Consider the following 22,851-nt stretch of genomic DNA (forward strand, 5'->3'; position numbering starts at 1 on the left):
GTCTGTCAAAGCGCGCAATTATTTTCATGATGAACCAGAATCAAGGAGCTGGCCCGACCTATGGCAGGACATTCCAAATCACAGGATATGGTGGTCGGGCTGGACATCGGAACCTCCAAGGTAGTCGCGATCGTGGGTCAGCCGACCGATGATGGCGGTATCGAAATCGCGGGAATTGGCTCCCACCCTTCACGTGGCATGAAGAAGGGCGTGGTGATCAACATCGAGTCGACCGTACAGTCGATTCAGCGCGCAGTGGAGGAGGCTGAGTTGATGGCCGGCTGCGATATCCACTCGGTATATGTGGGCATCGCCGGCAGTCATATCAGTTCGATGAATTCCGATGGTGTCGTGGCAATCAAGGATCGCGAAGTGACGCCGTCTGATATCGAACGCGTGATCGACTCGGCGCGCGCTCGAGCGATTTCTGAAGGTCAGCGCATTCTTCACGTGCTGCCGCAGGAATATGCCATTGACCGTCAGGAAGGTATTCGCGAGCCGTTGGGCATGTCCGGGGTGCGTCTTGAGGCGCGCGTTCACCTGGTCACTGCCGCACTGAATGCCGTGCAGAATATCGAGAAGTGCGTGCGTCGCTGCGGGCTCGAAGTCGACGACATCATTCTCGAGCAGCTCGCCTCGAGTCATGCGGTTCTGACCGAGGATGAGCGTGAATTGGGTGTGTGCATGGTGGATATCGGCGGTGGTACCACGGATATCGCCGTCTTCACCGAAGGTGCCATTCGTCATACGGCTGTGATCCCCATCGCGGGTGATCAGGTCACGAATGACATCGCCATGGCGCTGCGCACACCGACGCAATATGCAGAGGAAATCAAGGTCAAGTATGCCTGTGCTCTGACCCAGCTGGCCTCCAGCGACGAGACGATCAAGGTGCCGAGTGTCGGTGACCGACCGGCACGTGACCTGTCCCGTCAAGCGTTGGCAGAAGTGGTCGAGCCCAGGTATGAGGAACTGTTCACCCTGGTCCGCGATGAATTGCGTCGCAGTGGCTATGAAGATCTCGTGGCTGCGGGCGTGGTCCTGACGGGTGGAACGTCACGCATGGAAGGTGTCGTGGAGCTGGCGGAGGAGATCTTCCATATGCCGGTTCGCATCGCTTGCCCGCAAAATGTGCGTGGACTGGCGGATGTGGTCCGCAATCCGATTTATTCCACGGGTGTGGGTTTGCTACATTATGGGATGAAACAGGAGCGGCATACGCCATCCTCGACTGCGGTCGCGGTGCGCAGGGAGGAATCTGCCGCACGACGCGTTCACGGCCATGAGCACGACACCTCCACGCTGGAGCGGATCAAGGGCTGGTTCAAGGGAAATTTCTGACAGGGATTACAGAAAGACTGTGATCCAGGAGACAGGGCATATGTTCGAACTGGTAGATAACGCACCCTCCAGCAGCGCGGTCATCAAGGTGATCGGTGTTGGCGGCGGCGGTGGTAACGCCGTCAATCACATGGTCGAGAGCAACATAGAAGGCGTCGAGTTCATCTGCGCCAACACCGATGCTCAGGCGCTCAAGCGCGTAGCCGCCAAGACTGTCCTTCAGCTGGGCAGTGAAATCACCAAGGGGCTTGGCGCTGGCGCCAACCCGGAAGTGGGCCGCCAGGCGGCGATGGAAGATCGTGAGCGTATCGTCGAGCTGCTGCAAGGCGCCGACATGGTCTTCATCACCGCTGGTATGGGGGGAGGTACCGGTACCGGCGGTGCTCCTGTCGTGGCGCAGGTCGCCAAGGAACTGGGTATCCTGACCGTGGCCGTCGTCACGCGTCCGTTCCCGTTCGAAGGGCCGCGTCGTCAGAAGGCGGCGGAGCAGGGCATGAAGGAGCTCTCCGAGCACGTCGACTCCCTGATCACCATCCCCAACGAGAAGCTGCTGTCAGTGCTGGGCAAGAGCGCCAGCCTGCTGAGCGCCTTCAGTGCCGCCAACGACGTGTTGCTGGGTGCCGTACAGGGGATTGCGGAGCTGATCACCAGCCCGGGCATCATCAACGTCGATTTCGCCGACGTGCGCACTGTCATGTCCGAGATGGGCATGGCGATGATGGGGACCGGTGACGCCATCGGCGAGAACCGTGCTCGTGAAGCCGCCGAGAAGGCCATTCGCAGCCCGCTGCTCGAAGACATCGATCTGCACGGCGCGCGCGGTATCCTGGTCAACATCACGGCAGGCCCGGATCTCTCCATCGGTGAATTCAACGATGTGGGTGCCACCGTGCAGGAGTTCGCTTCTCCGGACGCCACCATCGTGGTCGGGACGTCCATCGACATGGACATGACCGACGAGCTGCGTGTCACTGTCGTGGCGGCCGGGCTTGACGGTCGCGTCGAGAAGCCGGCGGCGCGTGAAACGGCACCGGCCAAGCGTACCGTCGAGAAGCCGGCAGACTACCGTAGCCTGCAGACGCCGACGGTCACCCGTCAGGCCAAGGAAGAGCAGGAAGCGGCAGCCAAGAAGCCGGAGCCGCGCAAGTCGCGTGATATGGATGACTATCTCGATATCCCGGCCTTCCTGCGTCGCCAGGCTGACTGATGTGCACTGACTGACACGTCATTGACGCTCATGTGCCAGTCGGCATGAGGCTAAGATGACACGGCTCATCGTGAGTCTGACTTCACCCATCCGGGGCTTCCCGGGTGGGTGAAGTCGTTTCCGGGGCAGACAAAAGGGGCTTTCGCAGCCGGCGCGGGGCGCTGCCTGTGCGTCGCGGGAGCATCCGCCAGTGGCGTGGGTGTGCAAGGAGGAGAGGCTTCAAGCTGTCTTGCACATTGATTATCGTTTTATGGCAGTGCGAGTGAGAACTGTTTGGTGATTGCGTGTTCATACTCAGCACGAGGCCAGCAGGCACGAGGGTCAGCCTCAATGGTGCTCGAAAGGCAATGTTGAATTTCCCTAACAGCGGCAGGTGACAATTTGTTGAATTCCTGCATTGCTGTTATCATGAACACTGTTTCCAAATTCAGGCTGACTGGCTATCTCCCTATGATTCGACAAAAAACACTCCAGAATACGATCCGCGCCACAGGCGTTGGTCTGCACTCAGGTGACAAGGTTTACCTGACGCTGCGTCCCGCTCCGGTCAACACCGGCATCGTCTTCATCCGTACCGATCTCGAGCCGCAGGCTCATATCCGTGCCGATGCGATGAGCGTCCGTGACACCACCATGTGCACCGCCGTCTCCAACGGTGAAGCCAAGGTGACCACCGTCGAGCACCTGATGTCCGCCTTCGCAGGCTTGGGCATCGACAACTGCTTCGTCGAGCTGTCCGCGCCGGAAGTGCCGATCATGGACGGCAGCGCCGGTCCGTTCGTCTTCCTGATCCAGTCCGCTGGTATCCAGGAGCAATCGTCGCTCAAGAAGTTCATCCGCATCAAGCGCGAGATCGAAGTGCGTGATGGTGACAAGGTCGCGACCTTCCTGCCGCACAACGGTTTCAAGGTGTCCTTCGCCATCGACTTCGATCACCCGGTGTTCGAGCAGCAGAAGCAGACCACCACGGTCGACTTCTCTACCACCTCCTTCGTCAAGGAAGTGTCTCGCGCGCGTACCTTCGGTTTCATGCGTGATCTCGAGTTCCTGCGCTCCCAGAACCTCGCGCTGGGCGGAAGCCTCGACAACGCCATCGTCGTCGATGACTATCGCATCCTCAACGATGAAGGCCTGCGTTACGACGATGAGTTCGTCAAGCACAAGGTGTTGGACGCCATCGGTGACCTCTACCAGCTGGGTCACAGCATCATCGGTGAGTTCCGTGGCTACAAGTCCGGTCATGGCCTCAACAACATGCTGTGCCGCGCGCTGCTGGAAAATGCCGACAGCTACGAGATCGTCACCTTCGAGAACTCCGATGCGATGCCGATTTCCTATGCCTCTCCGGCGCTTGCCGTCTGAGTCGAGGCCAATGACATCTGCGAAAGCTGCAAGACGAGGTATTTCAGAAGAAAAGCACTCAGAGAGACAGTACGAGCAGAACACTGTGACCTAGCCCGTCCAGCCTGACAGCACTGCTCCGGCCTTAGCCAGCCGGAGATGGAAACGACAACAGCCACGCCGCCCTTCTGGGCGGCGTGGCTGTTTGCATGCAAGACAAGAATTGCTTGAGTTGGCTCAGGGGGTCTCGGCGTCTTCGCTCGAATCCGATGCGTGGGCCGCCAGTCGCTCCAGGGCGAGGCGTAGGCGCTCGTCCCGGGTGTGGGAGGCGCAATCCATCAGGTGTTCCGCGGCAGCCTCTGGCAGGTGGCGCGGTTGGCGTGCGGGCACGAAGGCCGGGCGGATCGGGCGGACCTTGAAGGCCAGGCGGGTGAGGGTGGCAAGCTCTGGAAGCTCGCGCAGTACACTGATCAGGCGACGCTGTTCATAGCGCAGCCAGGTCAGCCAGGAGGCGCGGCTGGTGATCAACGTCAAGGTGTCATCGTGATAGCCGCCGACGAAGACCTGTTCCTGCATGTCCTTGGGCAGTGCAGCACGCAGGTGCAGCTGGGCCTGCTCGAGCATGCGCGCCTGGCGCATGACACCGCCAAGTTGCCCCTTGCCGTTCAACAGGCGCGCCGCGGGCTGGGCGCGGAAACGCTTAGCCTTTATACTCATGGGCTTGCATGCCGGTTCAGTGATTTCCGGCAATCTATCATGAGCGGGAGTCCGGCAACAGCATGAGCCTTGTCGATGCCACAGCACGCCCTCGTGCGTTACCGGGTTCCGGTAGCGGCGCTTCGCGTCGCTGGTCGGTACGCACGGCGCCGCGCTGGCTGCTGGCAGGTCTGCTGCTCAGCTGTCTGTTCCCCGCTGGACTGAGCGCGGCGCAGGTCGAGCGCGTCAATCTGACACTGGCCAGCATCCAGTTGCTGGCACCCTCGGTGATTCGTGCCGAGAGTCGCCGTCAGGGGCTGCGCTGTCTGCGCAAGCGGGTGCGCCGTGCGCCCCAGGCCAGTCCCAACCTCCCGCGACAGCGCTCCTTCGTTTCCTGCACACGCGTCCTGCTGCGTGGCCTCGTCAACGCCATCGCGCCGCGTGCGCCGCCCATTCTGTCCTGACACCCCGTTCATCGTTCGCGCTGAGAATGATGAGGTTCGTTTTTTCTTTCGAGCGTAATGCCTGATGGGCCCCGGGCCACATCGAGCTGCTTGTCATCGCGTTTGGCGGCAGCGCTTGAGTGTCATGATATGTGAAGGCGTGCCCCGACCCCGGGTTACGTACAAGGACAGAATATGCTGGGTAAATTCCTGACCAAGGTAGTAGGTTCCAAGAATGATCGCGAAGTGAAGCGCCTGCGCAAGCGGGTCAACGCGATCAATGCGCTCGAGAGCGAGTTTGAGCCGCTCTCCGATGAGGCGCTGACAGCCAAGACCGCGGAATTCCGCGAGCGTCTCGCGCAAGGGGAAAAACTCGACAAGCTGCTCCCGGAAGCCTTCGCGACAGTGCGTGAGGCCAGCAAGCGCATCATGGGCATGCGTCACTTCGATACCCAGATGGTCGGTGGCATGGCGCTGCACGAAGGTCGCATCGCCGAGATGAAAACCGGTGAGGGCAAGACGCTGGTGGGAACGCTCGCGGTCTACCTGAATGCACTGACCGGCGAAGGTGTCCACGTGGTGACGGTCAACGATTATCTGGCCACCCGTGATGCCAACTGGATGCGTCCGCTGTATGAATTCCTCGGTCTGAGTGTCGGTGTCATCTACTCCGGCCAGCCCAATGAAGACAAGCGCGCCGCCTATCAGGCCGATATCACCTACGGTACCAATAACGAATACGGTTTCGATTACCTGCGCGACAACATGGCCTTCTCGCTGGAAGACAAGGTCCAGCGCAAGCTGCACTTCGCCATCATCGATGAGGTCGACTCCATCCTGATCGATGAGGCGCGCACGCCGCTGATCATCTCCGGTCCGGTGGAAGAGAATACCGACCTCTACAAGATCATCGATCGCATGGCGCGCGAGCTCGAGCAGTGCAGCGATGAGGAAGACCCGGAAAGCGGCGACTTCACCCTCGATGAGAAGCAGAAGCAGGTCGAGCTGACCGAGTTCGGTCACCAGAAGGTCGAGGCGCTGCTGCGTGCTCAGGAGCTGCTCGGGGAAGAGGACTCCCTGTATGCAGCCCAGAACCTGAGCCTGCTGCACCACGTGCACTCTGCGCTGCGTGCCCAGAACCTGTTCGTGCGTGACGTGGATTACATCGTCAACAACGGCGAAGTGGTCATCGTCGATGAGCACACCGGGCGTACCATGGTCGGTCGTCGCTGGTCTGAAGGTCTGCACCAGGCGGTCGAGGCCAAGGAAGGCGTTGCCATCCAGAAGGAAAGCCAGACGCTGGCATCCACGACCTTCCAGAATTACTTCCGTCTCTACGACAAGCTGTCCGGCATGACCGGTACGGCCGATACCGAAGCCTTCGAATTCCGTCAGATCTACAACCTCGACGTGATGGTCATCCCGACCAACAAGCCCATTGCGCGCAAGGACATGAATGATCTGGTCTATCTGACCGCGGAAGAGAAGTTCAACGCCATCATCGAGGATGCCCGCGAGAAGGTCGCGGAAGGTCGTCCGGTGCTGGTGGGTACCGCCTCGGTCGAGACCTCCGAGCTGCTGTCGCAGATGATGCACAAGGCGGGCGTCAAGCATCACGTCCTCAATGCCAAGCAGCACGTCAGCGAGGCCGCCATCATCGCCCAGGCGGGTCGTCCGGGCGCCGTGACCATCGCGACCAACATGGCCGGTCGTGGTACCGACATCATGCTGGGCGGCAACTGGGAAGCCGAGCTTGCCGAGCTGGAAGCGCCGACCGAAGAGCAGATCAACGAGATCAAGCATGGTTGGCAGGAGCGTCACGAAGCCGTGCTGGCGGCAGGCGGTCTGCATGTGATCGGCTCCGAGCGTCACGAATCACGCCGTATCGACAACCAGCTGCGCGGTCGTGCCGGTCGCCAGGGTGACCCGGGTTCCACGCGCTTCTTCCTGTCGCTGGAAGACAGCCTGATGCGCCTGTTCGGCTCTGACCGCGTGCAGCGTCTGATGGGCGCGCTGGGGCTCGAGAAGGGCGAAGCCATCGAGCACAAGATGGTCTCCAATGCCGTCGAGCGCGCGCAGAAGAAGGTCGAGGGTCGCAACTTCGACGTGCGCAAGCAGCTGCTTGAGTACGATGATGTCGCCAACGACCAGCGCAGCGTGATCTACGAGCAGCGCAACGACATCCTCGAAGCCGACGAGATCGCCGAGAACATCGCCGGCATCCGTCGCGAGGTGTTGGATGACGCCATCTCCCTGCGTGTGCCGCCGCAGAGCCTGCCGGAACAGTGGGACCTGCCGAGCCTCGAGAACGACCTCAAGACCGACTTCAACCTCGACTTGCCGCTGGTGCAGTGGGCGGAAGAGGACGAGCACTTCCATGAGGAAACGCTGCGTGAACGTCTGCAGGCCGCCCATGAAGCGCTTTATGCCGACAAGGTCGAGGCCGTCGGCCCTGAGCTGATGCGTCGCTTCGAGAAGCAAGTCATGCTTCAGGTGCTGGACACGCGCTGGAAGGAGCACCTGCAGGCGATGGACAACCTGCGTCGCGGTATCCACCTGCGCGGCTATGCCCAGAAGAATCCGAAGCAGGAATACAAGCGCGAAGCGTTCGAGCAGTTCCAGGCGCTGCTGGTCAACATCAAGTCCGACGTGGTGCGCATCCTCAGCCACGTGCAGGTGCGTCGTCAGGAAGAGGTCGACACGCTGGAAGAAGAGCGTCGTGCCAACCTCGAGCGTGAGCAGGCCAGTGCCGAGACGCGCCGTGTCGATGAGGACGCGGTCAGTGAAGACGGTGTCCAGGCGGCCGAAGAGGTCGTCGAGGCACAGTACGGTGCGCAGCCTCAGGCCCAGGGCGATGGCGAGCCGATGCGCCGCGATGTGCCCAAGGTCGGTCGCAACGACCCGTGCCCGTGCGGTTCCGGCAAGAAATACAAGCAGTGCCACGGCAAGCTGAGCTGACACTGAGCCATACAGCCTCCCTGCGAGTCATGTCGACTCGGCTCGCAGGGGGCAGTAGTCACAGAACACCATGATTGGAGACGTGAGCGATGGCGGTAGGGCCTTCCACTTTTCCCGCTGACATGCCGGCGATTGCCGGCTTTCAGATCGGGGTTGCTGAAGCCGGTATCAAGAAGCCGGGTCGTCGTGATCTGGTGATCATGGCCCTCGAGGCAGGGTCGCGTCTTGCAGGCACTTTCACCCGCAACGCCTTCTGCGCGGCGCCGGTTCATGTCGCACGTGAGCACCTCACGGCAGGCGTCGCAGGGCCGCGTTATCTGGTGATCAACACCGGCAATGCCAATGCGGGGACTGGGGAGCAGGGCATGACCGATGCTCGCGCGACCTGCCAGGCATTGGCAGAGATCGTCGGCTGTGATGCTCGGGCAGTGCTGCCGTTCTCGACAGGCGTGATCGGTGAACCCTTGCCGATGGACCGCCTGACGGCGGCGTTGCCGACAGCCTTTGCCAACCTGGGCGAGGGCGACTGGTCTGCCGCGGCGCATGGGATCATGACCACCGATACGCGGCCCAAGGGCAGCTGGCGGACACTGACGCTGAGCAATGGCGAGAGCGTGACGCTGGCAGGTGTCTCCAAGGGCTCCGGCATGATCTGCCCGAACATGGCGACCATGCTGGGCTTCGTGGCCACCGATGCTGATCTCGCCATCGATCAGGCGGCGCTTGATGCCATGCTGCGCCGGGTGGTGGTCAAGAGCTTCAACAGCATCACCGTCGATTCCGATACCTCCACCAATGACGCCTGCATGCTGGCTGTCACGGGGCAGGCCGGACGTGTCGAGGGTGAAGACCTGATCGCGTTCGAGGCCGCTCTGGCGGAAGTCATGCTCGAGCTGGCTCAGGCCATCATTCGTGATGGCGAGGGGGCGACCAAGTTCGTCACCATCGAGGTCAGCGAGGCGCGTTCACAGGAAGAGGCGCGTGCCGTCGGCTTTACCGTCGCGCACTCGCCGCTGGTCAAGACAGCCCTCTATGCCAGCGACGCCAACTGGGGGCGCATTCTGGCGGCCGTCGGACGTGCGCCGCTGGAAGCGCTGGATGTCACGGGTGTCGCGATCACGCTCAATGGCGTCACCATCGTCGAACAGGGCGGCCGTGCCGACAGCTATACCGAAGCCGCCGGCAGTGCCGCCATGGCCGAGGAGGAGCTGGTGATCGGCATCCGCCTGGGACGTGGACAGCAGGAAGCTCGCATCTGGACATCGGATCTGTCCCACGATTACGTCTCGATCAACGCTGATTATCGTAGCTGACGCCCGAGGGCGAAGGCCTACGCTGAAGCGGTAATGCAATATCTCCCGCAGGCTTCGCCTCTCGAGGCGGAGTCGGATGTACAACGCGAGTCAAAGGTACAGGCATCATGCCGAAGCGAAGGGTTCACGTGGCGGCTGCCGCCATCTTAAACGAACAGGGCCAGGTCCTGATTGCACGTCGTCCCTCGACGGTGGATCAGGGCGGCTTGTGGGAGTTTCCGGGTGGCAAGCTGGCGCCTTACGAAACCGGTCTGGAAGCGCTCAAGCGTGAGCTGTGCGAAGAGCTGGGCATCGAGATCATTCGTGCTCAGCCGCTGATCCGTATTCATCACGAATATCCGGACAAGCACATCCTGCTGGATGTGTGGGAAACGCGTCAGTTCACTGGCGAGCCCTTTGGTCGTGAAGGGCAGGCAGTGCGCTGGGTCGAGATCGAGGATCTCTACAAGTACGCCTTCCCGGCGGCGAATCTGCCGATTCTGCGGGCGGTCTCGCTGCCGCGCGAGTATCTGATCACGCCGGAAGAGGTCGATGAGGACGTCTTCGAGACGCGTCTGACGCGTGCATTGGATGAGGATGGCGTGCGTCTGGTCCAGCTGCGCGCCAAGGAGCTGGATGAGGCGGCCTATATCGCGCGTGCCGAGAAGGCGCTGGCGATCTGTCATGCGCGTGGTGCCCGTCTGCTGCTCAATGCCGAACCCTCCATGCTCGACAAGGTCGATGCGGATGGTATCCACCTGACCAGCGTGCGTCTGGCGGAGCTGGCGGAAAAGGGCGAGCGTCCGATTGCCGCCAACAAGTGGCTGTCTGCCTCTACCCACGATCAGCAGCAGCTGGATCAGGCCGGTCGTGTGGCGTGTGACTTCGTGTCACTGTCACCGCTGCGTGTGACGCCGTCGCACCCGGAGCGTCCACCGCTGGGCTGGCACGACTTCCAGGGGCTGGTCGAGCAGGCGTGTATGCCGGTCTATGCGCTGGGTGGCATGTCCCGCCATGACAGCGACCACGCACGCGCCGTCGGTGCCCAGGGTATCGCCTCGATCCGTGATTTCTGGAAGTGATGCTCGCGCGTTGATGGCAGTTGCCTGAACAAAAAAAGACCCTCGAGGCTAGCCTCGAGGGTCTTTTTTTGTTGCTTGGCATCTTGGTTGCCGAGCATCTTGAGTGACGAGCTTTGGACCAGCCTGAGTCAGCAGGGCTCTCTCGAGCGCTACTGCTGGTGCATATCGCGCTCCATGCGCGCCACCATCTCGTCGATGCTGGTCTCATCCATGGCGGGCTCACCGGCGATGCTGTGGGATTCGTCAGCCCAGGCACCAAGATCCAGCAGTTGGCAGCGTTTGCTGCAGAAAGGGCGAAACTCGCTGGCGGTACTCCATACCACGTCGGTACGGCATTGAGGGCAAGCGACGGTCAATGGTGTCTTGCCATTGGGGGCAGCGGTGGCATCAGACATGAGGTGTGTCCTGAAACGGTGTATGGGGGGCGCTCAGTGATCGATAGTAGGCATCCATGGCCCTTACCTGTTCACGAAGATGCGCCAAGCTTCCGTCATTGTCGATGACATCGTCGGCCTTGGCCAGTCGTGTCTCGCGTGGCAGCTGGGCCGCGAGGATGGCGCGTACCTGCGCTTCGCTGACACCATCGCGGCTCAGCGTGCGCGCCAGCTGCACATCCTGGCTGACATCCACCACCAGGGTACGTGAGACGAGGCTGTCCTGGCCGGACTCGAACAACAGGGGAGAGACCAGCAGGCGATAGGGGCTGATCATGGCCGCGAGATGCTCGACGATCCGCTCCCGGATACGCGGATGGGTGCAGTGCTCCAGCCATTGACGCTCCTCGGGGGCAGCGAAGATCCGCTCGCGCAGCGCGGCGCGATCAAGCTCGCCCCGTGCCGTGACGATCGACTCGCCGAAGTGGGCGATGATCTCGGCCAGTGCGGTTTCGCCGGGGCGCACGATCTCGCGCGAGACATCATCGGCATCCACCCACTGGATGCCCAGCTCGCCGAAGAGTCGCGCGACGCTCGACTTGCCGCTGCCGATGCCGCCTGTGACACCGATGATGGGGCCTTGGGATACAGAAGTCGTCGTCATGCGCCAATCACGCTCAGGTAGAGGCTCATCAAGGGCGTGCCAAACAGCAGGGCGATCCAGCCGGCAACCGCCAGATAAGGCCCGAAGGGCATCGGGGCGCCGCGCAGACGCGGAACCAGCAGTTGCAGCAGGATGCCCAGAACGGCCCCGAGACCGGCGGACAGAATCAGCAACAGCGGCAACCACTGCCAGCCGAGCCAGGCACCCAGCGCGGCGAGCAGCTTGAAGTCACCGTAGCCCATGCCTTCCTTGCCGGTGACCAGCTTGAATAGCCAGTAGAAGCTCCACAGCACCAGATAGCCTGCCATCGCGCCGATGACGGCGCTGGGCAGCATCAGAGGCTGGAACAGCAACTGATAGGCGAGGCCTGCCCACAGCAGTGGCAGGGTGATGGCATCTGGCAGCAGCTGGGTGCGGAAGTCGACGACTGACAGCACCAGCAGGGTCAGACAGGCGCCGAAGATCCACAGGCTCTGTGCCTCCAGGCCGTAGATCAACGCGATGGACGCGCCGAGCGCGCCTCCGGCCAGCTCCACCAGCGGGTACTGCGCGCTGATACGCGTATTGCAGCTGGCGCAGCGGCCACGGCGTTTCAGCCAGCCGAGAATGGGCAGGTTGTCGTGCCACTTGATTGGCGTGTCACAGCCCGGGCAGCGTGAAGCTGGCACCAGCAGATTGAAGCGCGGTGTATCTTCGGCTTCCAGCTCCAATGCCTCGCGGGCCTCGGCGCGCCATTGGCGCATCATCATCACGGGCAGGCGAGTGATGACGACATTCAGAAAGCTGCCGATCAGCAAACCGAATATACCGGCCAGGCAGGCCTGCAGAGTGGGGGAAAGTTGGGCGAGTGATTCCACGAGTCGTCCTTGTCAGTAAATGACACGGCCGCGTCCTTTTGGTGGCGCGGCCGCTTGGCATGAAAGCTTCTTTCGAGATACAGGCCGCGTGCTAGATCGCGTTGCCCAGCTCGAAGATGGGAAGATACATCGAGACCACAAGCCCGCCCACCAGGGTGCCTAGCACCACGATGATCAAGGGCTCCAGCAGTGAGGTCAGGGCATCTACCTTGTTGTCGACATCTTCTTCGTAGAAATCCGCCACCTTGTTGAGCATGGCATCCAGTGAGCCGGATTCCTCGCCAATCGCTACCATCTGTACTGCCAGAGTCGGAAACAGCTGCGTATTGCGCATGGCGAAGTTCAGCTGCTGGCCAGTAGAGACATCTTCCTTGATCTGGGCGATGGCACGCTCGTAGACCTTGTTGCCTGAGGCGCCGGCGGCAGTATCTAGCGATTCCACCAACGGAACACCGGCCTGAAAGGTCGTGGCCAATGTGCGTGAATAACGAGCGACAGACGATTTATCCAGGATATCGCCGAGCACCGGTACCTTGAGCATGAAGCGGTGACTGGCGTAGGCAAACTTGTCAGAGCGCTTGATCGCTTGCGCAATAAGTACGACGGCCAGGATGATCGCGCCTAGCGCAATATACCAATAATTCTGCGCATACTCCGACAAGCTGATCGTCAGCTGGGTAAAGGCTGGCAGTTCTGCGCCGAAGCCCTGGAAAAGACTTTCGAATTGCGGGACAACCTTGATCAACAGAATCGCTGTGACCCCGATCCCGACGCCGATCACGGCGATAGGGTAATACAGAGCTTTCTTGACGCGCGCCTTGAGGGAATCAATCTTTTCTTTATAGGTCGCGACACGGTCGAGCATCTTGTCCAGGGCGCCAGCTTGTTCGCCGGCTTCAACCAGATTGGCAAACAGCTTGTCAAAGTGCTGGGGATGTTTGCGCAAGGCTTCCGAAAAGCTGGCGCCTGCTCCCACCTGATTCATCATGTCTTCGACCAGATGACGCATGCCCGGACTCTTCATGCTCTCAGCCACGATGCCAAATGCCTGAAGTACCGGTACGCCAGCGCGGATCATGGTCGCCATCTGACGGGCGAACATGGTGACATCCTTGCCACTGACCTTCTTGCTGCCGCCAAACAGGGAGGACTTCTTGCGCAGGCGCTTTACCACGATTCCCTGGCTGGTCAGCGTGTTCTTGACCTGGTCGACACTGGCCGACATCAGCTCGCCCTTGACGTTTTCACCGCGCGAATTCTTGCCCGACCATTGCCAGGTCTCAATGCCCGCTTTTTTCTTGTCTTGCTTGGCAGTTCTGGGAGTTGCCATGTCAGTTATCGTTCCCTGATAAATGGGGAGCAGGCATTGAAGGTCGAGCCATGTTCAATGCCTGGGTCATCCTGTCCTCAATGTGCCTGATGACTGAACAAAAGTCAGCTATCTGACGTATTGACCACTGTCAGCCGCCATGGATAACCGTGACATGCGTGGCCTGCAACAGTGACTCAGTCCTTGGTGATGCGATTGACTTCTTCCAGTGAGGTCATGCCCGACATCACCTTGCGCAAGCCGCTACGCCTCAGGTCTGAAAGCCCTTCCTTGCGGGCCTGGTCTGCCAGCTCGATGGCGGTGCCCTCACGCATGATCAAGCGGCTCATTTCATCCGAGATCGGCATGACTTCATAGATGCCGACGCGCCCCTTGTAACCCAGGGTGCACTGACTGCAGCCGACGGGGCGGAAGATGGTCGCGGCCTCGAGTTCCGCTGTGCTGAAGCCATTGTCTTCATTGAAGCCCATCGAGGCCATCGCCTCGGGCGGAATCTCCGCGGGCTGGCGGCAGTGGGTGCACAGGCGGCGAGCAAGGCGCTGAGCGATGATCAACGAGACGGAACTCGCGATGTTGAAGGGGGCAATTCCCATGTTGCTCAGACGTGTCAGCGTCTCGGGCGCTGAGTTGGTGTGCAAGGTAGAAAGTACCAGGTGACCGGTCTGTGCCGCCTTGACACCAATCTCGGCGGTTTCCTTGTCACGAATCTCCCCCACCATCACCACATCAGGGTCCTGGCGCAGGAAGGCGCGCAGGGCCGAGGCGAAATCCAGGCCGATCTTGGGCAACACGTTGACCTGGTTGACGCCTTCCACCTTGAGCTCGACCGGGTCTTCCGCCGTCGAGATATTGCGCTCCGGGGTATTGAGGATATTCAAGCCGGTGTAGAGCGTCACGGTCTTGCCGCTACCGGTCGGGCCTGTGACCAGAATCATGCCCTGGGGCTGAGCCAGCGTCTTCTCGAACATGGCGCGCTGCTCGGGTTCGAAGCCCAGCGCTTCAATGCCCATCTTGGCCGAGCTGGGATCAAGAATACGCAGCACGATCTTCTCGCCATACACGGTCGGCAGTGTATTGACACGGAAATCGATGGAGCGGGACTTGGACAGCCGCAGCTTGATCGCGCCGTCCTGTGGCAAACGGCGCTCGGAAATATCCATGCGTGACATGACTTTCAGGCGCGCCGAGATCCGGTTACGCATATTGAAGGGCGGGCGAGTGTTCTCGATCAACATGCCATCGATACGAAAACGAATGCGGTAGGTGGATTCGTAGGGCTCGAAGTGGATATCCGATGCACCACGCTTGATGGCATCCAGCAGTACCTTGTGAACGAAACGCACGACTGGCGCATCGTCACTGCTGGCCGTGATCGCCATATCCTGGCTATTGTCTTCCTCACCCTCGAAATCCAGCCCATCGAGCGCTTCGCCATCTTCACCAAGTATATCCATGGCGCTTTCTTCGCCGGCTTCCAGATACTGCTCCAATGCCGGCGCCAGCTGGTCGGCGGCGACCAGCACACTCTCGATCGACAGGCCGGTGGCAAATTGCAGCTCATCGAGATGTGTGAGGGTTGAGGGTGAGGGCACGCCGACGGTCAGTCGATGCTCACGGCGATAGAGTGGCAATACGCCCAGCTTGCGCAACACCTTCTCAGGCAGCTCATCAATGGCGGGCAGTGAATCGGTGCGAATGGCATCGAGATCCACATACGGCAGGCCGTATTCCCAGGCAGCCGCCAATGTCGCGTCACGTGCCGTCACCAGGCCGTGCGCGATGATATGCAGCAACAGGCTTTCCCCGGCCTCATTGGCTTCCTGTTCCGCCAGCTGCGCTGCCTGGGGGTCGAGCAGGCCAGAGTCGACCAGTCGGGCGGCAAATCCTTTTAGCGTGTGTTCTGACTGGGGCATGACACTCTTCCTGTTGCAGTGGCCGATGGGGCTACTCTAACGAATTCAAGCGTGAAGCAGGCGCTGATCTGCTGTACGAGAACACTGGTGCGGCAAGCCATCGTATGACAAACCTCATATTACCGAAGAGTGTAGCTGGATTGCCCTGCGCTAGGAATGGCGCATTCATGGCATGAGAAGGGGATAGAGTTGGTGGAGGGAGCTAGCCAAACGCTGATGGGGCGGGAGTAACGTTGAAGAGAGTCTGGATCTCGATCACAACGTTTTTGCGTTCGTTGCTTGCAATGTCACTGAGTGTAATCTATTGTAACAACCAAGCAGCCGTCAGCGCCGCCAAGAAAGCGTCTTGCGACATGGCAATGGCACCTGAACTGTGGCTGTGGTATCACTCGTCCCGTCCGGTCGACACCCCGTGATATCAAGATGTTATGCTGATGAAGATGTTGTTGGGAATATTGGAAACAAACGCCCACACTGACATCTTTGAGTAACATCCTGCTGGTCAGGGAAGGTAACCGGGGTTTCAGGACGTACGACCTGATCTCACTACGCAAATGCAAGGAGTCACAACATGACACGCAAGCAACAAGCTGGTTTTACATTGATTGAGCTGATGATCGTTGTGGCGATTATCGGTATTCTGGCGGCCATCGCGATACCGCGTTATCAAGACTATGTGGCGCGCTCCCAAGCAACTAGTGCGTTAGCAAGTTTGCGTGGTGTACAGACTACTGCTGAAGAAGCGATTTTACGTGGCGAAACGCCAGCGTTGACTGATGAAGTTGCAGAGGGACAACTTGATATTGGTATTGCTTCAGATGAGCTCGATCTTGGCACCATCGCCTTGGCTGCTCCCGATGAAGGTGAAGCTGGTGAGTTTGAGCTCATAATGACTTTTGATGGAGAAGTCAACCCACGTCTGTCGGTAGCCGGTGCAAACGAACTTGGGCTGTATCGTGACGAGACTGGTCGCTGGTCTTGTTCAGGTAGTATCCCAGCAGAATTTCTTCCGCAGAATTGCGCTGAGCCAGAAGTTGAGTGAGAGCTTTAAAAAAACCGCCCTTTGGGGCGGTTTTTTGTTGTACTCAATAAAGCGCTTCCTCTTCCTCTACCACATCCTTTAGCAGCTCCAGGAACAACTTGTCCGCATCGGAGTGCTCTTCGGGATCTTCCGGGATATGGATACTGGTCGTGTCAGAAATCTCGTTGGCGATGATGGCCAGCACTGCTTGCTCATTCTTTCCTTGTTCTGCCCCTTCCTTGAGGCGCGCTCGCGCCACGACCAGTGACTGCTCGAGAATCTTCGGGTCTTGCAGCAGCTTGCGGATGAAACCTTTCAGCTCACTGATGATGCGTGTCTTGTGCATTTCGCCGGATGCGTTGCTCATGGCGTGCTCCTTGTCTGGTGGATGTCTGTCGTTGCCTGCAGTGTAACTCACACTTCAGTGCTGGTGGATATGGGATGTCACGCCAATCGATAGTCTGCCGAACCATTCAAGACCCGCTGCGAGGCGTTCCATTTCGGCAATTGATGCGTTGCGCGTGTCGCTGTCGCGGTAACATTGCAGAGCATCTTTCACATCCTCTTTCACGTCCTCTTTTGCAGCACCTTGCGTGACCTTCTCGGGCCTGCTTTCCAGGGCATCAGCGGGTAGCTCCAGCAGGATATCCACATGTGGGGTTGACGAGTCGGAGCCAGCAGATGTGGTGGCATGGTTGACGTAATGCAGGGTGAGGCCGCTGCGCACCTGCCAGAGAGGCGACTGCTGCCAGCATTCATCGAGTGCGGTGATGATGTCGTGGCGTAAAGGCAGGGGCTGCCGCCGCGTGGGCTGCGCCTGGCTGGGCTGGCCGAGATGCGAGTCGTCTTCAGGGTCGATGTGATAGATCACGTCACTGAGCTGGGGGAATTCGGCCTTGAGGCGAGCCACGGCGTGGTGGCCGATGGCGTGGCCTTCCGAGACGCTGATACGTGGCGCGACCAGCAGGTGGACCTCCAGCACGATACGGCCGGCCAGCGTGCGGCTGCGTAGGTCATGTGCGCCACGTACCTCCGGCAGTGACAGCAGGCACTCACACATGGCGTGTTGCTGTTCGCGCGGCAGGGCGGTGTCGATCAGTTCGCGGGAGGCCTCCCAGGCCAATGAAGCGCCGATCTTGCCCACCATCACACCAACGACGACCGCCGCGATGCCATCCAGCCAGCTGGCCCCCAGCTGGGTGCCGATCAGACCGATCAGCACCGCCACTGTGGAGAGCGCATCGCTGCGCGAGTGCCAGGCATTGGCCTCCAGCAGCCTGGAGTTCTGCTTGCGTGCGATCTTCAGCGTGGCGCGAAAGATACCTTCCTTGCCGAGCAGCGAGATGATCGCGATGCCGATACCCAGCGCACCGGGTAGTGGGATGGTCAATGAGCCGAACATCAGCTCCCAGCTGCGCAAAATGCCTTCCCAGCCTATTGCGCCCGCCACGGCCAGCAGCAGACTGCCGAGCACCAGGGTGCCGAGCGTCTCGATGCGCTCATGCCCCCAGGGATGTGAGCGGTCCGGTGCCTGGCGGCCGTAATGAGTCGCCACCAACACGAAGGCATCCGTCACCAGGTCTGACAGGGAATGGATGCCATCGGCGATCAGTGCCTGCGAGCCGACCAGCTTGCCGATCACGAGCTTGGCGACACCCAGCACGCCATCCAGCGCCGCGCCGATCAAGGTGATGCGCTGCGCTTCACGTTTGGCGCTTGCCGTGCTCGCAGACTCCGTGGATGACGATGGTGGCATGGAGGGTGGCACGGATGGTGGCATGGCAAGGCTCGCTCAAAGGGGAGTCGGGTGCGGCATGAAGTCAGCGCTGACTCCTGTGTAGGCGGCTCAGGAGTCAGCGCACGCAGCTGTCTTCAGAGATCTCACCGCTGGGGCGCAGGCGCCGCGCGAGGCTGTCAACGCCGATATTGAGTATGGCGGTGAGTACCAGCAAGGCAAATGCCTGATCAAACATCAGGTATTCGAAGCTCGAGTCGATATGGAAGCCCAGCGTTACCACCCCCAACATGCCGAGAATGGCCGTCTCGCGAATGATGGTCTCGGCGCGGTAGAGCAGCAATGCGAACATGCCGGGAGCGACACGCGGGTTGAGTTCATAGAGCCAGCATTCGAACTTGCCCTGCGGGCGACTGGGCGGCAGCTGAATCTGGTTGGCATGGCGAGCACACAGGAAGGCGATGATCGCGCCGTTGTGCAGCGCCAGCGCCAGCCAGGCGGGCAGCAGGGAAGGCCCCAGCAGCAACAGCAGGATGAAGGCCAGAATCAGCTCCGGCGTGGTGCGCAGGAAGATCAGCAGGCCGTTGGTCGAGTGTTGCGAGAGGCGGTTGCCCACATGGCGACTGGCCAGCGGCCATAGCAGCATGGCGATCAGCAGACTGCCGGCGGTGCCCAGCAGGCCGAGCAGCAAGGTATTGCCGATGGCGGGCAGCAGATCGGGCAGGTGACTCGCCCACTGCAGCAGGCCTGTCGCAAACTCGCCCGAGATCAGTGACTCGAAGGATGCATTGACCAGCGGCGCCGGCCAGATGTCATGGCTGATGAAGCGCCACAACAGGCTCGGGCTGACATCGGGCCATGGCCCCAGCCACCACAAGCTGACGATGGCCAGTACCGGCAATGCTCGACGATGCCCCCACCAGGGGAGCGTGGCGATCAGCAGATAGAAGATCCACAGCAGAGCGCCCGCCTCCGCGTAACGGCCCTCGCGAAAGGCGCTTTCCAGATAGAAACCCAGCGTGGGCAAGCCGACGAAACCCAGCAGAACACTGGCACGCAGTCCGCATTCGAAGCGATAGCGGGTGTAGCTGGCCATGCGCCGCCATGCCATCGGCAGTTCTGCATACACAAAGCGCATCGCGCGCGAGCTGGCCCAGGGCAGTGCCTTGAGTGGTGCCTGCGGCAGTTGTTCGAGAATTTCGGCATAGACCTTGGCGAAGGTCGCGGCATAGGGGATCGTGATCGCCGCCAGCGCCGTGGCGGCCGATAGCCCGAACACCTGCAGCAACAGCAGCGCCCAGAACAGCTCATGTACCGCGCGCAGCCCGGCACAGATGCCCCGCAGCAGGCGTGAGCGCGAGTAGACCAATGCCAGTGGCAGCCCGATCAGCGCGCCCAGCAGGGTGCCCCATAGCGCGAAGGCAATGGTCAGGATCAAAGCGTGCAGCGGGGATTCCAGCGCATCGGGAGCCGGCGACGCCAGACCCGCCAGCATGCGGCCCAACTCCTGCCAGGGATCTCGCGAGGTAATGGAGAGATCGGCGAAGGGCACCAGTACCAGCATGGCGATGACCAGACCACCACCGAGGCGCAACAGGCGCGCACCGTCACTGCGTGCCTGCCACCAGCGAGGAGGATGGCGCAGCTCTGCCGTCATGGTGGAGGGGTCAGCTGACATCGGATGACTCGCGGGTCGCCGCAGCGGGGTACAGGAAGTCCAGGTCGCCAGGCGTCAGTCCGTCGGTCGCGACATCCAGCAGCACGTGCCCCTGACCGTCAGCGTGCTTGCCTAGCCCGATCAGGCGCGTGAAGTGAGTGAGCGCCAACTCGCGCTGATGAAGCGCTACCACGCTGGTGGTGTGACGGGCGTGAATCAGCTGGATCAGCTGGCTGGCCTGATGCGGGTCCACGCTGGCGACGGGCTCGTCACCGAGGAACAGGTCATGGCCCTGATAGAGCGCACGTGCGATGGCGACACGCTGGCGCTGACCGCCGGAAAGCGCCTCGACGGAGCGCTCCATCAGGCCGGCGATACCCAGCGGTTCGCACAGCGCGGCGATCGCCTGCCAATGCGCCGGTTTCGGGCGCAGCAGATTGAGCAGGTTGGTCAGCCGTGAGTGCTGGTCCAACCGGCCCATGAAGATGTTGTGGTAGACCGACAGTTGCGGCACCAGACCCTGGCGTTGAGGGCACCAGGCGGCGGCTATGTCGCGCTGTTGCAGCGCGGCGCGCAGGGCTTCCAGCAGCGTGGACTTGCCTGCGCCACTGGCACCGAGCAGGGCGATGCGCTCGCCCGGCAGGAGGCGAATATCCAGATCACGCAGGACCACCTCGGCGCCATGGCCGAGGTGGTCCTGCGAAAGGTGCAGCAATGGAGAGGGTGTTTCCTGGGGCATGAGCTCAGCGCAGCAGGCCGAGCTGTTCACCGACGGTCTTGATCGGCGCGTAGTCATCGTTGCTGGCCGGGATGAAACCGGAGCGCGGGAAACTCTCGAGCAGCTCCGGGTCCTTCATGTCCAGCAGGGCCGTGGTGACATGGGCGGTGAAGTCCGCGCCGAAGTGGCTATCAGCATCGCCACGAATGGTCCACTGATAATCCGGGTAGGCCGGCGTCTGCCACAGCACCTGCACCTTGCTCGGGTCGACCTTGCCGTCCTTGACTGCCGCTTCCCACACCGCGAAGTTCACTGCGCCCACGTCATAGGTGCCGGCGGCGACCAGTGCGATGGTGCGTGAGTGGTCGCCGGAGAAACCGACGCGGCTGAACAGGGCGTCCGGCGCCTGCTGGAACTGCTCGCGCAGATAGTATTCCGGCATCAGGCGGCCTGAAGTGGAGGTCTTGGCGCCGAAGGTGAAGGAGTGGCCTTCGAGGGAGTCGGGCAGGGCGTCCAGCGGCTCGGCGGCATCGCCGGCCAGCTTGAGGTCGCGACGCGCGATGAAGTAGCTGCGGAAGGCGGCGTCTTCCACGCCCTGCGCGATGGCGACGGAGCCCGGCACCATCTGACGCGCCTGAACACCGGTCAGGCCGCCGAACCAGGCCATCTGGATCTGGTCATTGCGAAAGGCGCTGACGGCGGCGCTGTAGGATTTGACCGGCACATACTCGACATCGACGCCCAGTTTCTCTTCCAGATAGTCGGCGACCTTGTCGAAACGCTCGACCAGGCGTGACTCGTCTTCATCCGGAATCGCCGTGAACTTGAAGGTGTCGGCCTGAGCCAGACTCATGGTCACGGGAAGGGCGGAAATCAGGGTCAGAGCAGCAGTGGCCAGCCAGCGCATGGGAAGCATCCTCAGCATTCACGACATGAGACATCATGCGGCGAGCACCGCATGTCAGGGGGTATGGCGCGTATTGTTGTGTCTTGATCACGCGGGTGCAAGCCCCGCGCCATGCCTGAAGGATCGCTCAAGTGACGCTGAAGAGTCAGTAGCACGTTGAATGGTGGCGCAGGAAGCGCTCTTATGCCGTGGCTGGAGTTGATGAGCTGATGGCCAGTGCTCAAGACTCCGGCGGGAAACGGGTGTCCTTCAAGCTGTCCTTGATCTTCTTGAGATGCTGCTGGAAGTCTTCTCCGCGGCGCAGCGTCACGCCGGTGGCCAGCACGTCGATCAGGGCCAGGTGGATCATGCGTGAGGTCATCGGCATATAGATATCGGTGTCTTCCGGCGCCATGACTTCCAGCACCTCGGTGCACTCGCGCGCCAGCGGAGAGTCCGGTGCGGTGATGCCCAGCACCGCGGCGCCATTGCTGCGTGCGAGCTTGGCGATATCGACCAGCTCGCGGGTGCGTCCGGTGTAGGAGATGATCACGATCACGTCGCCGGTATGGCAGGCGGCGGCTACCATACGCTGCATGAGCACATCTTCATAGGCCATGACCGGCAGGTTGAAGCGGAAGAACTTGTGCTGGGCATCCGCCGCCACCGGGCCTGAGGCGCCAAGGCCGAAGAAGCAGATCTGCTTGGCCTGGCTCAGGTAGTCGACGGCGCGTTCGATGCGTCTGGGATCCAGTGCGCGACGGGCATCGTCCAGCGCCGCCACGGTGGCGCCGAGAATCTTGTCGCCATAGGACGCGGCATCATCGTTCTGTTCGACACTGCGCGACACGTAGGGCGTGCCGCCGGCAAGGCTCTGGGCCAGCTTGATCTTGAAGTCGGGGAAGCCCTTGGCATCGAAGTTGCGACAGAAACGGTTGACGGTAGGCTCGCTGACCAGCGAGGCCTGAGCGAGCGCCGCGATGCTCATGCCGGTGGCCTCAGCCGGGTCCGCCAGAATGACGTCGGCGACCTTGCGCTCGGAGCGGTTGAGCTCGTCGAGACGTTCACGGATGCGATTGATGAGGTCGTGTACTGCCATTCGCCTGTTACCCTGCCATTGTGTAGTGAAATAACTACGTAATCTGGGCATCCTAGCCTCACTCGTCTGGTAGGCCAAGCATCTCTTTGGGTCACTTGCTGATCCAGGGGCGCGCAGGACGAGGTGAAGGCGAAAGCGCCGCTGACTACCACTTTTAGGTAAGTTTACCTATTTGTGGGGCGAATTGTCTTGAGTGACAGCGGCGTTATCGCTACATTTGTTGTTAATATAACCAGC

General features: G+C 61.0%; 19 protein-coding genes and 1 pseudogene. 8 read left to right on the forward strand and 12 right to left on the reverse strand.

From position 1 onward, the window contains the following. The first annotated feature begins 60 nt into the window (after positions 1-60). The 3 genes from ftsA to FLM52_03710 all read left to right on the forward strand — a co-directional run bounded on the left by ftsA (position 61) and on the right by FLM52_03710 (position 3,910). Positions 61-1,341 (forward strand): cell division protein FtsA, encoded by a 1,281-nt coding sequence (gene ftsA, locus FLM52_03700; GenBank protein NVN54900.1) that lies wholly within the window; start codon positions 61-63, stop codon positions 1,339-1,341. 40 nt (positions 1,342-1,381) lie between these two features. Then, positions 1,382-2,548, forward strand: coding sequence for a cell division protein FtsZ (gene ftsZ / locus FLM52_03705; GenBank protein ID NVN54901.1), 1,167 nt, complete (start codon positions 1,382-1,384; stop codon positions 2,546-2,548). A 450-nt stretch (positions 2,549-2,998) separates the two neighbouring features. Continuing rightward, positions 2,999-3,910, forward strand: a complete 912-nt coding sequence (locus tag FLM52_03710) for a UDP-3-O-acyl-N-acetylglucosamine deacetylase (protein NVN54902.1) — start codon at positions 2,999-3,001, stop codon at positions 3,908-3,910. Between the two features lie 216 nt (positions 3,911-4,126). Here the strand turns inward: FLM52_03710 and FLM52_03715 are convergent, their stop codons facing one another. Further along, the gene (locus FLM52_03715) at positions 4,127-4,606 is read right to left on the reverse strand and encodes a DUF721 domain-containing protein (GenBank protein ID NVN54903.1); all 480 of its coding nucleotides are present in this window, start codon (positions 4,604-4,606) and stop codon (positions 4,127-4,129) included. A gap of 62 nt (positions 4,607-4,668) precedes the next feature. Here FLM52_03715 and FLM52_03720 point away from each other — a divergent pair, with 62 nt between their 5' ends. The 4 genes from FLM52_03720 (at position 4,669) to FLM52_03735 (ending at position 10,360) form a co-directional block, all read left to right on the forward strand. Then, complete coding sequence (locus FLM52_03720; protein NVN54904.1) at positions 4,669-5,049, forward strand: hypothetical protein; 381 nt, start codon at positions 4,669-4,671, stop codon at positions 5,047-5,049. Positions 5,050-5,223: 174 nt separating this feature from the next. Further along, the gene (gene secA, locus FLM52_03725; GenBank protein NVN54905.1) at positions 5,224-7,986 is read left to right on the forward strand and encodes a preprotein translocase subunit SecA; all 2,763 of its coding nucleotides are present in this window, start codon (positions 5,224-5,226) and stop codon (positions 7,984-7,986) included. An 89-nt stretch (positions 7,987-8,075) separates the two neighbouring features. Further along, complete coding sequence (gene argJ, locus FLM52_03730) at positions 8,076-9,299, forward strand: bifunctional glutamate N-acetyltransferase/amino-acid acetyltransferase ArgJ (GenBank protein ID NVN54906.1); 1,224 nt, start codon at positions 8,076-8,078, stop codon at positions 9,297-9,299. Positions 9,300-9,406: 107 nt separating this feature from the next. Continuing rightward, positions 9,407-10,360, forward strand: a complete 954-nt coding sequence (locus FLM52_03735) for a Nudix family hydrolase (protein ID NVN54907.1) — start codon at positions 9,407-9,409, stop codon at positions 10,358-10,360. Between the two features lie 149 nt (positions 10,361-10,509). Here the strand turns inward: FLM52_03735 and yacG are convergent, their stop codons facing one another. The 5 genes and pseudogenes from yacG to pilB all read right to left on the reverse strand — a co-directional run bounded on the left by yacG (position 10,510) and on the right by pilB (position 15,498). Then, positions 10,510-10,755: a DNA gyrase inhibitor YacG gene (gene yacG, locus FLM52_03740; GenBank protein ID NVN54908.1), complete on the reverse strand. Its 246-nt coding sequence runs from the start codon at positions 10,753-10,755 to the stop codon at positions 10,510-10,512. Beyond that, on the reverse strand, positions 10,748-11,398 hold the full coding sequence (locus tag FLM52_03745) for a dephospho-CoA kinase (GenBank protein ID NVN54909.1): 651 nt from the start codon (positions 11,396-11,398) through the stop codon (positions 10,748-10,750). Before FLM52_03745 ends, yacG begins: the two co-directional genes overlap by 8 nt. Then, positions 11,395-12,204: pseudogene (locus FLM52_03750) on the reverse strand (prepilin peptidase). Before FLM52_03750 ends, FLM52_03745 begins: the two are co-directional and overlap by 4 nt. Positions 12,205-12,346: 142 nt before the next feature. Then, positions 12,347-13,585 carry a type II secretion system F family protein gene (locus tag FLM52_03755; protein NVN54910.1) on the reverse strand — a complete coding sequence of 413 codons (1,239 nt, stop codon included), beginning with the start codon at positions 13,583-13,585 and terminating at the stop codon, positions 12,347-12,349. 176 nt (positions 13,586-13,761) lie between these two features. Then, positions 13,762-15,498: a type IV-A pilus assembly ATPase PilB gene (pilB, locus tag FLM52_03760; protein NVN54911.1), complete on the reverse strand. Its 1,737-nt coding sequence runs from the start codon at positions 15,496-15,498 to the stop codon at positions 13,762-13,764. 571 nt (positions 15,499-16,069) lie between these two features. Between pilB and FLM52_03765 the strand changes: the two genes are divergently transcribed. Next, positions 16,070-16,540 carry a pilin gene (locus FLM52_03765; GenBank protein NVN54912.1) on the forward strand — a complete coding sequence of 157 codons (471 nt, stop codon included), beginning with the start codon at positions 16,070-16,072 and terminating at the stop codon, positions 16,538-16,540. A 43-nt stretch (positions 16,541-16,583) separates the two neighbouring features. On the opposite strand, the gene FLM52_03770 is transcribed toward FLM52_03765, so the two are convergent. The 6 genes from FLM52_03770 to FLM52_03795 form a co-directional block, all read right to left on the reverse strand. After that, positions 16,584-16,886, reverse strand: coding sequence for a hypothetical protein (locus FLM52_03770; protein NVN54913.1), 303 nt, complete (start codon positions 16,884-16,886; stop codon positions 16,584-16,586). Positions 16,887-16,940: 54 nt separating this feature from the next. Next, positions 16,941-18,299 (reverse strand): cation transporter, encoded by a 1,359-nt coding sequence (locus FLM52_03775; protein NVN54914.1) that lies wholly within the window; start codon positions 18,297-18,299, stop codon positions 16,941-16,943. 73 nt (positions 18,300-18,372) lie between these two features. Continuing rightward, on the reverse strand, positions 18,373-19,911 hold the full coding sequence (locus tag FLM52_03780; protein ID NVN54915.1) for an ABC transporter permease: 1,539 nt from the start codon (positions 19,909-19,911) through the stop codon (positions 18,373-18,375). A 10-nt stretch (positions 19,912-19,921) separates the two neighbouring features. Beyond that, positions 19,922-20,650 (reverse strand): ATP-binding cassette domain-containing protein, encoded by a 729-nt coding sequence (locus tag FLM52_03785; GenBank protein ID NVN54916.1) that lies wholly within the window; start codon positions 20,648-20,650, stop codon positions 19,922-19,924. 4 nt (positions 20,651-20,654) lie between these two features. Beyond that, a complete protein-coding gene (locus tag FLM52_03790; GenBank protein ID NVN54917.1) occupies positions 20,655-21,554 on the reverse strand; it encodes a putative selenate ABC transporter substrate-binding protein in 900 nt (299 codons plus the stop codon). Between the two features lie 202 nt (positions 21,555-21,756). Then, the gene (locus FLM52_03795) at positions 21,757-22,614 is read right to left on the reverse strand and encodes a MurR/RpiR family transcriptional regulator (GenBank protein NVN54918.1); all 858 of its coding nucleotides are present in this window, start codon (positions 22,612-22,614) and stop codon (positions 21,757-21,759) included. Positions 22,615-22,851 lie beyond the last annotated feature (237 nt).

The organism is bacterium Scap17, assembly GCA_013376735.1.
GTDB lineage: Bacteria > Pseudomonadota > Gammaproteobacteria > Pseudomonadales > Halomonadaceae > Cobetia.

What these genes read in the sequence shown, in the direction of transcription:
- FLM52_03770 (NVN54913.1), bottom strand. Translation starts at nt 16,886, where the DNA reads ATGAGCAACGCATCCGGCGAAATGCACAAGACACGCATCATCAGTGAG.
- FLM52_03785 (NVN54916.1), bottom strand. Translation starts at nt 20,650, where the DNA reads ATGCCCCAGGAAACACCCTCTCCATTGCTGCACCTTTCGCAGGACCAC.
- FLM52_03775 (NVN54914.1), bottom strand. Translation starts at nt 18,299, where the DNA reads ATGCCACCATCCGTGCCACCCTCCATGCCACCATCGTCATCCACGGAG.
- FLM52_03720 (NVN54904.1), top strand. Translation starts at nt 4,669, where the DNA reads ATGAGCCTTGTCGATGCCACAGCACGCCCTCGTGCGTTACCGGGTTCC.
- ftsA (NVN54900.1), top strand. Translation starts at nt 61, where the DNA reads ATGGCAGGACATTCCAAATCACAGGATATGGTGGTCGGGCTGGACATC.
- FLM52_03735 (NVN54907.1), top strand. Translation starts at nt 9,407, where the DNA reads ATGCCGAAGCGAAGGGTTCACGTGGCGGCTGCCGCCATCTTAAACGAA.
- FLM52_03790 (NVN54917.1), bottom strand. Translation starts at nt 21,554, where the DNA reads ATGCTGAGGATGCTTCCCATGCGCTGGCTGGCCACTGCTGCTCTGACC.
- secA (NVN54905.1), top strand. Translation starts at nt 5,224, where the DNA reads ATGCTGGGTAAATTCCTGACCAAGGTAGTAGGTTCCAAGAATGATCGC.
- FLM52_03780 (NVN54915.1), bottom strand. Translation starts at nt 19,911, where the DNA reads ATGACGGCAGAGCTGCGCCATCCTCCTCGCTGGTGGCAGGCACGCAGT.
- pilB (NVN54911.1), bottom strand. Translation starts at nt 15,498, where the DNA reads ATGCCCCAGTCAGAACACACGCTAAAAGGATTTGCCGCCCGACTGGTC.
- yacG (NVN54908.1), bottom strand. Translation starts at nt 10,755, where the DNA reads ATGTCTGATGCCACCGCTGCCCCCAATGGCAAGACACCATTGACCGTC.
- FLM52_03765 (NVN54912.1), top strand. Translation starts at nt 16,070, where the DNA reads ATGACACGCAAGCAACAAGCTGGTTTTACATTGATTGAGCTGATGATC.
- FLM52_03715 (NVN54903.1), bottom strand. Translation starts at nt 4,606, where the DNA reads ATGAGTATAAAGGCTAAGCGTTTCCGCGCCCAGCCCGCGGCGCGCCTG.
- argJ (NVN54906.1), top strand. Translation starts at nt 8,076, where the DNA reads ATGGCGGTAGGGCCTTCCACTTTTCCCGCTGACATGCCGGCGATTGCC.
- ftsZ (NVN54901.1), top strand. Translation starts at nt 1,382, where the DNA reads ATGTTCGAACTGGTAGATAACGCACCCTCCAGCAGCGCGGTCATCAAG.
- FLM52_03710 (NVN54902.1), top strand. Translation starts at nt 2,999, where the DNA reads ATGATTCGACAAAAAACACTCCAGAATACGATCCGCGCCACAGGCGTT.
- FLM52_03755 (NVN54910.1), bottom strand. Translation starts at nt 13,585, where the DNA reads ATGGCAACTCCCAGAACTGCCAAGCAAGACAAGAAAAAAGCGGGCATT.
- FLM52_03745 (NVN54909.1), bottom strand. Translation starts at nt 11,398, where the DNA reads ATGACGACGACTTCTGTATCCCAAGGCCCCATCATCGGTGTCACAGGC.
- FLM52_03795 (NVN54918.1), bottom strand. Translation starts at nt 22,614, where the DNA reads ATGGCAGTACACGACCTCATCAATCGCATCCGTGAACGTCTCGACGAG.